General features: G+C 75.6%; 12 protein-coding genes and 2 rRNA genes. 11 read left to right on the forward strand and 3 right to left on the reverse strand.

Annotation, left to right across the window (positions count from 1 at the left end):
- The 4 genes from ACFY00_RS27895 to ACFY00_RS27910 form a co-directional block, all read left to right on the forward strand.
- A 23S ribosomal RNA gene (locus ACFY00_RS27895) occupies positions 1–83 on the forward strand; the annotation flags it as partial.
- Between the two features lie 108 nt (positions 84–191).
- Positions 192–308 (forward strand): 5S ribosomal RNA (gene rrf, locus ACFY00_RS27900).
- 371 nt (positions 309–679) lie between these two features.
- Positions 680–1,945 carry a hypothetical protein gene (locus ACFY00_RS27905; RefSeq protein WP_388034290.1) on the forward strand — a complete coding sequence of 422 codons (1,266 nt, stop codon included), beginning with the start codon at positions 680–682 and terminating at the stop codon, positions 1,943–1,945.
- Complete coding sequence (locus tag ACFY00_RS27910) at positions 1,942–2,832, forward strand: tetratricopeptide repeat protein (RefSeq protein ID WP_388034291.1); 891 nt, start codon at positions 1,942–1,944, stop codon at positions 2,830–2,832. The genes ACFY00_RS27905 and ACFY00_RS27910 overlap by 4 nt, the downstream gene beginning before the upstream one ends.
- Positions 2,833–2,926: 94 nt before the next feature.
- Here the strand turns inward: ACFY00_RS27910 and ACFY00_RS27915 are convergent, their stop codons facing one another.
- A complete protein-coding gene (locus tag ACFY00_RS27915; protein WP_388034292.1) occupies positions 2,927–4,282 on the reverse strand; it encodes a DUF1015 family protein in 1,356 nt (451 codons plus the stop codon).
- 104 nt (positions 4,283–4,386) lie between these two features.
- On the opposite strand from ACFY00_RS27915, the gene ACFY00_RS27920 reads away from it, so the two are divergent.
- Both ACFY00_RS27920 and ACFY00_RS27925 read left to right on the forward strand, forming a co-directional pair.
- Entirely contained in the window at positions 4,387–4,884 is a 498-nt protein-coding gene (locus ACFY00_RS27920) for a tetratricopeptide repeat protein (protein WP_388034293.1), read from the forward strand.
- A gap of 77 nt (positions 4,885–4,961) precedes the next feature.
- The gene (locus tag ACFY00_RS27925) at positions 4,962–6,005 is read left to right on the forward strand and encodes an HAD-IIA family hydrolase (RefSeq protein WP_388034294.1); all 1,044 of its coding nucleotides are present in this window, start codon (positions 4,962–4,964) and stop codon (positions 6,003–6,005) included.
- Positions 6,006–6,327: 322 nt separating this feature from the next.
- Here the strand turns inward: ACFY00_RS27925 and ACFY00_RS27930 are convergent, their stop codons facing one another.
- Positions 6,328–6,675, reverse strand: a complete 348-nt coding sequence (locus ACFY00_RS27930) for an SCP2 sterol-binding domain-containing protein (protein WP_388034295.1) — start codon at positions 6,673–6,675, stop codon at positions 6,328–6,330.
- 143 nt (positions 6,676–6,818) lie between these two features.
- Between ACFY00_RS27930 and ACFY00_RS27935 the strand changes: the two genes are divergently transcribed.
- The 4 genes from ACFY00_RS27935 (at position 6,819) to ACFY00_RS27950 (ending at position 9,973) form a co-directional block, all read left to right on the forward strand.
- Positions 6,819–7,979, forward strand: coding sequence for a hypothetical protein (locus tag ACFY00_RS27935; protein ID WP_388034296.1), 1,161 nt, complete (start codon positions 6,819–6,821; stop codon positions 7,977–7,979).
- 28 nt (positions 7,980–8,007) lie between these two features.
- Positions 8,008–8,139, forward strand: coding sequence for a hypothetical protein (locus ACFY00_RS27940; protein WP_388034297.1), 132 nt, complete (start codon positions 8,008–8,010; stop codon positions 8,137–8,139).
- Positions 8,140–8,175: 36 nt separating this feature from the next.
- Entirely contained in the window at positions 8,176–8,982 is an 807-nt protein-coding gene (locus ACFY00_RS27945) for a TlyA family RNA methyltransferase (protein WP_388034298.1), read from the forward strand.
- A gap of 91 nt (positions 8,983–9,073) precedes the next feature.
- Positions 9,074–9,973, forward strand: coding sequence for an NAD kinase (locus tag ACFY00_RS27950; RefSeq protein WP_388034299.1), 900 nt, complete (start codon positions 9,074–9,076; stop codon positions 9,971–9,973).
- 18 nt (positions 9,974–9,991) lie between these two features.
- Here ACFY00_RS27950 and ACFY00_RS27955 read toward each other — a convergent pair whose 3' ends face one another.
- Positions 9,992–11,467: a PLP-dependent aminotransferase family protein gene (locus ACFY00_RS27955; RefSeq protein WP_388034300.1), complete on the reverse strand. Its 1,476-nt coding sequence runs from the start codon at positions 11,465–11,467 to the stop codon at positions 9,992–9,994.
- A gap of 113 nt (positions 11,468–11,580) precedes the next feature.
- Between ACFY00_RS27955 and ACFY00_RS27960 the strand changes: the two genes are divergently transcribed.
- Positions 11,581–12,240, forward strand: a complete 660-nt coding sequence (locus ACFY00_RS27960) for a YitT family protein (protein WP_388034302.1) — start codon at positions 11,581–11,583, stop codon at positions 12,238–12,240.
- The last annotated feature ends 42 nt before the right edge of the window (positions 12,241–12,282 follow it).

A 12,282-nucleotide genomic window follows, 5' to 3' on the forward strand; every position in this document is an offset into this window, starting at 1 on the left:
AGACGACTGGGTTGATAGGCCGGATATGGAAGCCCTGTGAGGGGTGGAGTTGACCGGTACTAATAGGCCGAGGGCTTGTCCTCAGACGCTCGCGTTCACTGTGTGGTTCCCGGGTAGCGAACAGCTATCGCCGGCGAACAAGTAACACCACTTTCAACTGAAAAGTGTGTTCGCTGAATACCCGATAGGGTTTCGGTGGTCATAGCATGAGGGAAACGCCCGGTTACATTCCGAACCCGGAAGCTAAGCCTCATAGCGCCGATGGTACTGCAGGGGGGACCCTGTGGGAGAGTAGGACGCCGCCGAACAATTCTTCAATAGGCCGAGGCCCCAGCGATTCGCTGGGGCCTCGGCCTTTTTTGTTGAGCATCAGGCGGACACGCTACGGCCGGCGGACGGCGCGGTCGGACACCCGGACGCGGTGTTCTGCCGCATGCCGGACAATGGACATGGACAAGGCGGACGTTCCGGACCCCGATGGGGGCGGAGGCGTCCGGATCTCGCGCGCTGGTGTCGGTGGAACGGCAGTGGCGCCTCTCGAACTCGCAGTGTGCAGAAGCAGAAGGAGTCACCAGCATGTCGAACCCGCCCCAGGACCGTCCCGAGCGCCGTAACGACGGCGGCCGGGGGTACGAGCCCAGGTCGCGCGGGGGCTGGTCGAACGACCGCGGCCCGCGTCGTGACGACCGTGGCGAAGGCGGCGGCTACCGGGGTCGTGACGACCGCGGTGACCGCGGTGGTGACCGTGGAGGGTTCCGTTCGCGCGACGACCGGCCTTCGTACGGTGGTGGCGGCGGCGGTGGTTACCGCGGCCGTGACGACCGTCCGCAGGGCGGCAGTGGCGGTGGCGGTGGCTACCGTTCGCGCGACGACCGGCCTTCGTACGGTGGTGGTGGCGGTGGTGGTTACCGCGGCCGTGACGACCGTCCTCAGGGTGGGGACCGTGGCGGCTTCCGTGGCCGTGACGACCGTCCGCAGAGCAGCGGCGGTGGCTACCGCGGCCGTGACGACCGTCCGCAGGGCGGCGGCGGTGGCTACCGTGGGCGGGACGACCGTCCGCAGGGTGGCGGCTACCGTCCGCGCGAGGAGCGGTCGTTCGATGACCGTCCGCAGCGCAGTGGTGGCTTCGAGCGTCGCGACGACCGTCCGCAGGGTGGGGACCGTGGCGGCTTCCGTGGCCGCGACGACCGTCCGCAGCGCAGTGGCGGGTACGAGCGTCGGGATGACCGTCCGCAGCGCAGTGGTGGCTTCGAGCGTCGGGATGACCGTCCGCAGGGCGGTGGGTTCCGTCCGCGTGAGGACCGGCCGTCCTACGGTCGGGACCGCGACGAGCGTTCGCAGGGCGGCTACGACCGTCCGCAGCGCAGTGGCGGGTACGAGCGCCGCGATGACCGTCCGCAGCGCAGTGGTGGCTTCGAGCGGCGGGACGACCGTCCGCAGGGCGGGGACCGTGGCGGCTTCCGTGGCCGGGACGACCGTCCGCAGCGCAGTGGCGGCTTCGAGCGGCGGGATGACCGTCCGCAGGGCGGTGGGTTCCGTCCGCGTGAGGACCGGCCGTCCTACGGTCGGGACCGCGACGAGCGGGGCGGCTACGACCGTCCGCAGCGCAGTGGCGGGTACGAGCGCCGTGACGACCGTCCGCAGGGTGGGGACCGTGGCGGCTTCCGTCCGCGCGAGGACCGGCCGTCGTACGGTCGGGACCGCGACGACCGCCCGCAGGGCTTCCGTGGGCGGGACGACCGTCCGCAGCGCAGTGGTGGCTTCGAGCGCCGCGACGACCGTCCGCAGGGCGGGGGCTTCCGTGGTGGGCGGGACGACCGGGGTGGGTTCCGTGGCGGGCGGGACGACCGTGGTGGCTTCCGTGGTGGGCGGGACGACCGGCCGCGCGGGGGCGGGTACGACCGGGACCGTGGTGGGTACGACGAGCGGCGGCAGGAGCCGGTGAAGCGGCTGCCGATCCCGGACGACGTGACCGGGTTCGAGATCGACGCGGACGTCAAGCAGGACCTGAAGAGCCTGCCGAAGACGCTGGCGGACGACGTGGCGCGCAACCTGGTGATGGTGGCGCGGCTGCTCGACAGCGAGCCGGAGGAGGCCTACAACTACTCGCGGGTCGCGCTGCGGCTGGCCTCGCGAGTGGCGAGCGTGCGCGAGGCGGCCGGGTTCGCCTCGTACATGACGCAGCGGTACGCGGAGGCGCTGACCGAGTTCCGGGCGGCGAAGCGGATGACCGGGCGGGTCGACCTGTGGCCGGTGATGGCGGACTGCGAGCGCGGTCTGGGCCGGCCGGAGCGGGCGCTGGCGATGGCCGGTGAGCCCGAGGTGAAGCAGCTGGACAAGGCCGGTCAGGTCGAGATGCGGCTGGTCGCGGCCGGTGCCCGGGCGGACCTGGAGCAGTTCGACGCGGCCGTGGTGACGCTGCAGAGCCCGGAGCTGGCGTCCTCGGCGATCCACCCGTGGACGGCGCGGCTGCGCTACGCGTACGCCGACGCGCTGATCGCGGCGGGTCGGGCGGACGAGGCCCGGGAGTGGTTCGTGAAGGCCGTGGAGGCGGACACGGACGGGTCGACCAACGCGGCCGAGCGGCTGGCGGAGATCGACGGCGTGGAGTTCACCGACGCGCTGGACGAGGAGTCCGAGGACGGGGACGGGGACGGGGGCGCGGAGGCCGTGGAGCCCGTGCGCCGTCAGATCGACAAGGACGACGTCGGCGACGACCGGATGATCTTCGAGGACGAGGAGGACGTCGAGGAGTTCTACGACGAGGACGACCTCGAGATCGACGAGGACTACGACGAGGACTCGTTCGAGGAGCAGCCGAAGCAGGGCTGACGAACAGGTCTGACGAGCAGGTCTGACGAGTAGCTGAGGAAGGCCCCCGTTCCGGGTAGGAGCGGGGGCCTTCTTTCGTGGGTCGGCGGGTGGTTCAGCCGAGTTCGAGGGAGCGCAGGACCAGTCCGGTGGCCGGTTTCGGGCCGAAGGAGGTGGACTTGCGGGGCATGGTGACGCCCTGTTCGGCGAGGCGGCGCACGACGCGCTCCTCGACGGGGTGGAGCAGGACGGCGGTGCCGCCGGTGCGGGCGGCTTCGCGGACGGCGGCCTCGGCGGAGTGCAGGTAGCCGATGTGCTCGGGGCTGTCGGGGACGTGCCAGGTGCGGTCGAGCAGGACGGAGTGCAGGACGGTGGCGTCCAGGCGGCGCCACTCCTCGGGACGGTCGGTGCGGACGGCGGCGGCGAGGGTGGCCTCGTCGGGGCCGGTGAGGAGGTGGAAGCGGCCGTCCCCGGCGGTGAGGACGAAGGAGTTGCCGGGGGCGCGGTGGGCCTCGGCGAGGGCGTGCAGGGCGTCGGGGAGGGCGCCGGGCAGCTCGGTGACCCGCCAGGCGGCGGGGTCGAGGGCGGCGAGCGCGGCGGCCGGCGGGAGGCGCTGCAGGACGCGGTGGATGGCGCGGACCCGCAGCGGGTAGCGGTCGGTGTCGACGAGCAGGACCAGGCCGCGGTCCCAGGGGCTGCGGGGCAGGTGGCGGTGCTCGCGCTGCAGCCGCAGGTACATCTCCCAGCGGTGGTGGCCGTCGGCGATCAGGGCGCGGCAGGTGGCGAGGTCACGGGTGACGGTGGCCAGGTCGGCGGGGTCGGTGAGGGCCCACAGGCGGTGGTGGGTGCCGTCGCTGGTGGTGGTGGCGAGCAGCGGGTCGGTGGCGGCGGCGCGTTCGATGACTTCGGCGGCGGGGCCTTGGCCGCGGTAGGTGAGCAGCAGCGGTTCGAGGTTGGCCCGGGTGGTGCGCATCAGGCCGACCCGGTCCGCGACGGGCTTGGGCATGACGTCCTCGTGCGGGAGGACGACGCCCGCTTCGGGGCCGCTGACGGCGAGGGCGCCGATCAGGCCGCGCTGGAGGGTGCCGGAGGGGGTGCGCTGCTCGTAGACGTACAGGGCGGGGCGCGGGTCGGCGGCCAGGACGCCCTGCTGGCGCCAGTCGCGGAGCAGGCGGGCGGCGTGCCGGTAGCGGGTGTCGCGGTCGGGGCGGTCGCCGGCGTCCTCGGGTTCGGGGCGGGGGAGGATCAGCCGGACGATGTTGTGCGGGTCCGCGGTCTCCAGGTCCAGGCGCCGCCCGGGGTCGACCACGTCGTACGGCGGGGAGGTGACCGCGGCCAGGTCGCCGACCCGGTGCGGGTCGTAGCGCAGGCCGCGGAACGGGGACAGGGAGAGCCCTGCGGTGGCGACGTGCCCGGGGTCTCCGGGGCCGCCCGAGGGCTCGTTGCCGGTTTCGGCACGAGGGGCGCTCATTCTGGGCATGTTAGCCGGGTAGTCCTTGTTGGGAGATCGCGACGAGGACGGACGGCCGGGCCAGGGGCGCCGGGCGGGGCGAGCAGGGAAGCGGGGTAGCGGCGATGGGCGACCGGGCGTACGAGGGCGGCGGTGCGGGCGGGACCGGGGGCGGCGGGGCGCCGGGCGGCGGTGTGTACGACTGGTACCGGCGCGGGGTGCGGCTGCTGGAGGAGAAGCACCCGGCGGCGGCGGTGCAGCTGCTGGCGCGGGCCGCGGAGGCGGAGCCGGGGTCGGGCTCGATCCGGGAGGCGCTGGCGCGGGCGCAGTTCGACGCGGGGCAGTACGGGCAGGCGCTGGAGAGCTTCCGGGCGGTGGCGGAGGCCGACCCGTCGGACGACTACGCGCAGTTCGGGTGGGGGGTGTCGGCGGCCCGGCTGGGCGACTTCGAGACCTCGGCGGAGCACCTGGCGCTGGCGGTGGCGATGCAGCCGGGCAACCGGCACTACCAGGCGGCGCTGCGGCAGACCAGGGCGACGCTGGCGGCCCGGGCGGGGGCGTACGGCCCGCTGCTGCCGGGGGCGCCCGGGTACCTGGCGCCGCCGGAGGACCCGGCGCCATAGGGTGGCGGTGTCCGTGCGGTGCGGGGTGACCCGGGCCGGGGACTTCGAGACTTCGAGGTGACGAGGGTGGAGCAGCGATGACGGAGAACGCCGCGGCGGTGCGGAAGGTGCCGGGGGCCAGTGCGGTGGCGCTGACGGAGGCGTACGACACGGCGCTGCTGGACCTGGACGGGGTGGTGTACGCCGGGCCGCACGCGATCGTCCACGCGGTGGAGTCGCTGGAGCGGGCGCGGGCGGCCGGGATGCGGCTGGCGTACGTCACGAACAACGCGTCGCGGCCGCCGCGGGTGGTGGCGGAGCACCTGACGGAGCTGGGCGTGCCCGCCGAGCCCGCGGACGTGATCAACTCGGCGCAGGCGGCGGCGCGGCTGGTGGCGGAGAAGGTGCCGGCCGGGTCGCGGGTGCTGGTGGTCGGCGGGGCGGGGTTGGTGGAGGCGCTGGAGGAGCGCGGGCTGGTGCCGGTGCGCTCGCTGGAGGACGACCCGGCGGCGGTGGCCCAGGGCTACGACCCGTCGGTGGGCTGGACGGACCTGGCGGAGGCCGCGTACGCGGTGGGCCGGGGGCTGCCGTGGGTGGCGTCGAACACCGACCTGTCGATCCCGACGGCGCGCGGCGTCGCGCCGGGCAACGGGACGCTGGTGGCGGCGGTGCAGGCGGCGACCGGCGTGGTGCCGGAGGTGGCGGGCAAGCCGCTGCCGCCGATGCACCGGGAGACGGTGCTGCGGACGGGCGCGAAGCGTCCGCTGGTGGTCGGGGACCGGCTGGACACCGACATCGAGGGCGCGTTCAACGGCGGGGTGGACTCGCTGCTGGTGTTCACCGGCATCGCCACGCCCGAGCAGGTACTGGCCGCCGCGCCGGAGCACCGCCCGACGTACCTGGCGGAGGACCTGCGGGGCCTGCTGGAGGCGCAGCCCGAGGTGGCGGCGCTGGGCGGCGGCCGGTTCGGCTGCGGCGGCTGGACGGCGGCCGCGGACGGCGGTGTGCTGGCGCTGGACGGCGCGGGCACCCGGATCGACGCGCTGCGGGCGCTGTGCGCGGCGGCCTGGACGTGGGCGGACGCGCACGACGGCGCCGCGGACTCGGCGAAGGCGCTGGCGGGGCTGCCCGCGGCGGGCTGAGGGCCAGCGGTCGGTTGACGGGTGGGGCGGGGCGGGGCGGGTAACCCCCGGAGCGACTCGAATGCGGTGCGGGGGCTTCGTCGCTCTCGGCGGACGATGCCGTGCGGCTGATGGCGGGGGAGTTGGCGGGTCGGCCGGTGCCGCCGGATTCGGTGCACCAGGCCGGTCTGCTGAGCGGCGCCCGGCTCTTCGCCTGGACGCGGACGGACGGTCGGCGCTGCCTGGGCGCGTCCGGGCCGGGGGCGTTCGGCTGCCTGGGCGCGTCCGGGCCGGGGGCGTTCGGCTGCCTGCACGCGGCTGCCAACCCGGCCGGGCGAGGGGCTCAGAGCAGGGTGCGCAGGCGCAGCAGGTCGCGGAAGCTCGCGTCGAGCTTGAGGCGGCCGGTGGCCCAGGCGGTGGGGAAGGCGAGTCGGCCGTCGACCAGGGCGACCAGGTCGTCGCCGGTGGTGGTGAGCCTGATGTCGGCCTTGGCGGCGGGCGGGCCGGGGGCGTCGGTGATGCCGGTGAGCCGCCCGTCGGTGAGGCGGCCGGTGAAGGTCAGGTCGAGGTCGGTGAGGTGGCAGCTGAGGGAGCGGTCGAGGGCGGCCGCCTTGCGGACGTCGCCGCCCGCGGCCGCGAGGTTGCGGCTGAGCTGTTCCAGCGCGGTGCGGCACTCCTCGGTGGTGGCCATGTGTGCGGCTTGCTCCCGTCGGTGGTCGTTCGACGCTCCACGCTAGCGCAGCACCGTACGGTGGCGGCCGGGAACGGGTAGCGTCGGTGCGGGAAGCCGTGCGGACGACCGGTCGGAGCGCCGGTCGCAGAGGAGGCAGACGGATGCTGCAGGACGCGGTGCGGGGCGTGCGGGGCGTGCTGGTGGCGGCGGCGGAGATCGCCGAGGAGGCGGGCCGCCGGGTGCTGGACACGGCCGGGGGGCTGATCCAGCAGGGCGGTGAACTGCCGCCCGGCGTCGAGCAGTTGCGCGTCCTCGCCGGGGAGGTGGTGACGGCCGGACGGGCCGGGGTCGACCTGGTGGCCGGGGTGGCCCGGGGCGAGGTGGAGCGGGTGTTCGAGAAGGTCGGCGACCAGGTGGTGAAGGTCGGCGTCGTCCTGAGCTTCCTGGAGTCGAAGCTCCGGGAGGTCGAGGAGCCGGTCCTCGCCGAGGAGCCCGAGGAGGAGCCGGAGGAGCGCCCCGTGGTGCGTCCGGCGGCCCGGGCCCAGGGCCTGTTCGACGCGGGCTGGGACGCGGAACCGGACAGCCCGGAGGAGGGCCTGGCGGAGGGCTTGGTGGAGCCGGAGAGCCTCCTGCGGCCGGAGGACGCCTCGGCGGCCCGGGGGCGGAAGGCGGCGACGGCCCGCAGGACGGCGGCCCGCAAGCAGGCGGCCGGTTCGGCGTCGGACGTGCAGAAGGCCGCAGCGCGACAGGCCCCGGCGGCGGACGGCGAGAGCGCGGCGGACGGTGCGCCCGCGGGCCCGCGACGGGCCCCGGCCCGCAAGGCGGCGGCCCGCAAGGGCGCGGCGGCCAAGCAGGCGACGGCGAAGCGTTCGGTGCCGCGGAAGTCCGTTGCCGGGGCGGCGGCGCCCTCGCCGCGGGCGGTGGCGAAGAAGGTGGCTGAGAAGAAGGCGGCCGGGGAGGAGCTCCCCGTGCAGTCGTCGGCTCCGGCCGGGGCGTCCCCCAGCGCGCCGCTGCCCGCCAAGAAGGCGCCCGCGAAGAAGGCGACGGCGAAGCGTTCGGTGCCGCGGAAGTCCGTTGCCGGGGCGGCGGCGCCCTCGCCGCGGGCGGTGGCGAAGAAGGTGGCTGAGAAGAAGGCGGCCGGGGAGGAGCTCCCCGTGCAGCCGTCGGCCCCGGCCGAGGCGTTCCCGAGCGCGCCGCTGCCCGCCAAGAAGTCGGCCGCGAAGAAGGCGACCGCGAGGAAGGCGACCGCGAGGAAGGCGACCGCGCGCAAGGCGACCGCGGAGGGCGCGGCGGAGCCCGGGGCGGGTGGTGGCGGTGAGTGAGGGGGCCGAGGGGGTCGTCCGTACGGGCGTGGCCGAGGTGGACGGGGCGCTGGACCGGCTGGGGGAGGCGGACGGGGTAGGGGCGGAGCGGTGCGTCGAGGTGTACGAAGATGTCCATGCGCGGCTCGCCGCGACGCTCGCGGCGTTGGACCGCGGGTGAGGTCCGTCCGATGTGGGAGCTGACGTAGCAGTGGCAGTGGCACGACGCCGTCTGGACGCGGAGCTGGTGCGCCGCAAGTTGGCCCGTTCGCGGGAGCACGCGAGCGAGTTGATCGCGGCGGGCCGGGTGACGGTGGGCGGGGCGGTGGCGACGAAGCCCGCGACGCAGGTGGAGACCGCGGCGGCGGTGGTGGTCGCCAAGGACGACGCGGACCCGGAGTACGTGTCGCGCGGCGGGCACAAGCTGGCGGGCGCGTTCGCGGCGTTCGTGCCGCAGGGCCTGGTGGTGGAGGGCCGCCGGGCGCTGGACGCGGGCGCGTCGACCGGCGGGTTCACCGACGTGCTGCTGCGCGCCGGGGCGGCGCACGTGCTGGCGGTGGACGTCGGCTACGGGCAGTTGGCCTGGTCGTTGCAGAGCGACGAGCGGGTGACGGTGATGGACCGCACCAACGTGCGGGAGCTGACGCCGGAGCTGATCGGCGGGGAGCCGGTCGACCTGGTGGTGGGCGACCTGTCGTTCATCTCGCTGGGCCTGGTGCTGCCCGCGCTGGCGGGCTGCGCGGCGCCGGACGCGGACCTGGTGCTGATGGTGAAGCCGCAGTTCGAGATCGGCAAGGAGCGGCTGGGTTCGGGCGGGGTGGTGCGCTCGCCGGAGCTGCGGGCGGAGACGATCCGGCAGGTCGCGGGGCAGGCCTGGGCGGTGGGCCTGGGGGTGCGGGCGGTGACGGCGTCGCCGCTGCCGGGGCCGTCGGGGAACGTGGAGTACTTCCTGTGGCTGCGCCGGGACGCGGAACCGCTGGATCCGGCGGCGGCGGACCGGGCCGTGGCCGAGGGCCCCAAGTAGGGTACTTGGCAGGCGTCCGGGCGTTGCGCAGACTGGCAGGTCGTGGCCGGGTCGCGGTGGCCCGGCGGGCGTAGGGAGAGGGCAGCGGGGAATGAGCGATCGTCGAACGGTCTTCCTGATCGCGCACACCGGCCGGGACGCTGCGCTGCGCAGCGTCGAGGGCCTGGTGGACGGCCTGCTGCGGGCGGGGATCCGGATCCGGCTGCTGGAGGCCGAGGCGGTGGGCCTGGACCTGCCGGACGGGGTGGAGCTGGTGCCCGGCGGGCACGGCGCGGCGGACGGCTGCGAGCTGATCCTGGTCGCGGGCGGGGACGGCACGCTGCTGCGCGGCGCCGAGCTGGCCCGCGAGTCGGGGCTGCCGATGCTCGGGATCAACCTGGGCCGGGTGGGTTTCCTCGCCGAGGCGGAGCGCGACGACCTGGCGACGGTGGTCGACCGGGTGGTGGCCGCCGACTACGAGGTCGAGGAGCGGATGACCATCGACGTGCTGGTGCGCACCAACGGTGACGTGCTGCACGAGGACTGGGCGCTGAACGAGGCCTCGGTGGAGAAGGCCTCCCGGGAGCGGATGCTGGAGGTGGTCACCGAGGTGGACGGCCGTCCGGTGTCGAACTTCGGCTGCGACGGGGTGGTGCTGTCCACGCCGACGGGCTCCACGGCGTACGCGTTCTCCGGGGGCGGGCCGGTGGTGTGGCCGGAGGTGGAGGCGCTGCTGATGGTGCCGATCAGTGCGCACGCGCTGTTCGCCCGCCCGCTGGTGACCTCGCCGGACTCGGTGCTGGCGGTGGAGGTGCAGCCGAAGACCCCGCACGGGGTGCTGTGGTGCGACGGCCGCCGCTCGGTCGAGCTCCCGGCCGGGGCGCGGGTGGAGGTGCGCCGCGGCAAGACCCCGGTGCGGCTGGCCCGGCTGCACCGGGCCCCGTTCACGGACCGGCTGGTCGCCAAGTTCGCGCTGCCGGTGACGGGTTGGCGCGGGCGCTCGGCGCACTGACGCGGTAGGAGCGGCCGGTCAGAGCGCGGCGGGGGCCGGGTCGTCGCCCGAGAGGCGTTCGGTGCGGGCCAGGGCGGCGGCCCCGGCGATCCGCCGCAGCGCGTCGGGGACGTGCGCGGCGGGCAGGGTGAGCGGCAGCCGCAGGTGCTCCTCGAAGGCGCCGTCGACGCCGAACCGGGCGCCGGAGGCGATCCGGACGCCGGTGCGCTCCCCGGCCCGGGCCAGCGCGGTGGTGGGCAGGCCGGGGGTGGCGGCCCACAGCGCGAGGCCGCCGGGCGGCGTGGTGGACCGCCAGCGGGGGAAGTGCCGGGGCAGCTCGCGGGCGAACGCCTCGGCGGTGGCCCGCAGCGCCGCGTGCCGTTCGGCCCGGATCGCGGGCAGGTGGTCGGTCAGCAGCCGGGCCGCGATTAGCTGGTCGAGGACGGGCGTGCCGAGGTCGTACAGCGCCCGGTCGGCGGCCAGCTTGCGCACCAGCGAGGGCTGGGCGCGCAGCCAGCCGATCCGCAGGCCGGGCCAGAGGATCTTGCCGGCCGAGCCGACGGTGATCACCTGGGCGTCCCGGTCGAGCGCGGCCAGCGGCCGGGGCAGGTCGCGTTCCGCGACGCCCCAGCCGAGTTCGGCGCAGGTCTCGTCGGCGATCACGGTGGTGCCCGCGGCCCGGGCGTGGGCGAGCAGGGCGCGGCGCTGCTCCTCGTCGACCAGCGCGCCGGTGGGGTTCTGGAAGTCGGGGATGACGGAGGCCAGCCGGGGCGCGGCGCCGCGCAGCACCCGCTGCCACTGGGCGAGGTCCCAGCCGGTGGGCCCGCCCCCGTCGCCGTCGTGCAGCGGGACGGGCACCAGGCGGGCCCCGGCGCGGTCCAGGGCGCGCAGCGTGTTGGCGTAGCTGGGGGCCTCGACGGCGACCCGGTCGCCGCGCGAGAGCAGCGCCTGGTGGGCCAGGTGCAGGGCGCTCATCGCCCCGGTGGTGACCAGCACCTGTTCGGGGCCGGTGGGCAGGCCGCGCTCGGTGTAGCGGCGGGCGACGGCCTCGCGCAGCACCGGCAGCCCGGTCGGGTAGTTGCCGTGCCCGCCGGTGTACGCGGGCAGCTGGGCGACGGCGTGCGCGGCGGCCTCGGCGAGCTGGGCGGGGGCGGTGGGCGCGGCCAGGCCGAGGTCGAGGACGGCGCCCTGCTCGGGGGAGACGGGGTGCAGCGCGTCGGCGGGCGGCGCGGTGCCCTCGGGCAGGGCCGTCCAGGAGCCCGCGCCGCGCCGCGAGCGCAGGTAGCCGTCGGCGCGCAGGGCCTCGTACGCGGCGGCGACGGTGGTGCGGGAGAGGTGGAGCTCGGCGGCGAGCTCGCGTTCGGCGGGCAGTCGGGTGCCGACCGGGAGGCGGCCGTCGGCGACCAGCCGGGAGAGCTGGGCGGCCAGGGCGCGGTAGGCGGGGCGGCGACCGTCGGTGGCGGGCAGTTGGCGGGCGAGGGCGTGCGGGGTGAGGGTGCTGTGCCACTCGGACATCGCGAATCGGTCCACCTGGTTCGGATTGGCCCTTTCGGGCCGCGTTTTGGACTGCCCATAGTGGCGTGCAGTGCCGGAGAACGGCAAGCACCACACGAGAAGAGGTCCACCCGATGGCGGTCAGCCTGTCCCCGTCCCCGCTCCCGACCCGCACGGCCCCCGTCGCCGACGCGCCCCGCCGACTGCCCCGCCGCCTCTCCCAGCTCGCCGTCGGCCTGGTGCTGTACGGCGTCTCGATGGGCCTGGTGCTGCGCTCCTCGCTCGGCGGCAACCCGTGGGACGTCCTCCACCAGGGCCTGGCCCGGCACGCCCACCTCAGCGTCGGCGCCTGGGTGACGCTGGTGGGCGCGCTGGTGCTGCTGCTGTGGATCCCGCTGCGGCAGAGGCCCGGCGTCGGCACGGTCGGCAACGTGCTCGTCCTCGGCGTCGCCATGGACGCCACCCTCTCCGTCGTCCCGCACCTGCACGCCCTCGCCGTCCGCGTCCCGCTGCTGGCCGCGGGCATCCTGCTCAACGCCCTCGCCACCGGCCTGTACATCGGCGCCCGGCTCGGCCCCGGCCCCCGCGACGGCCTGATGACCGGCCTGCACCGGCGCACCGGCCGCTCCGTGCGGCTGATCCGCACCTGCATCGAGTTGACCGTCCTGACCGCCGGCATCGCCCTCGGCGGCACCTTCGGCCTCGGGACGATCGCGTACGCGCTGGCCATCGGCCCGCTGGTGCAGTTCCTCCTGCCGCGGCTGACCGTGCCCGGCGGAGCGGCCCGGCACTGACCCGGAACCGGGGGCGGGGCCGCCACTCAGGTGGGAAACGGG

It is taken from the genome of Kitasatospora sp. NPDC001540 (assembly GCF_042894345.1).
GTDB classification, from domain to species: Bacteria; Actinomycetota; Actinomycetes; order Streptomycetales; family Streptomycetaceae; genus Kitasatospora; species Kitasatospora phosalacinea_C.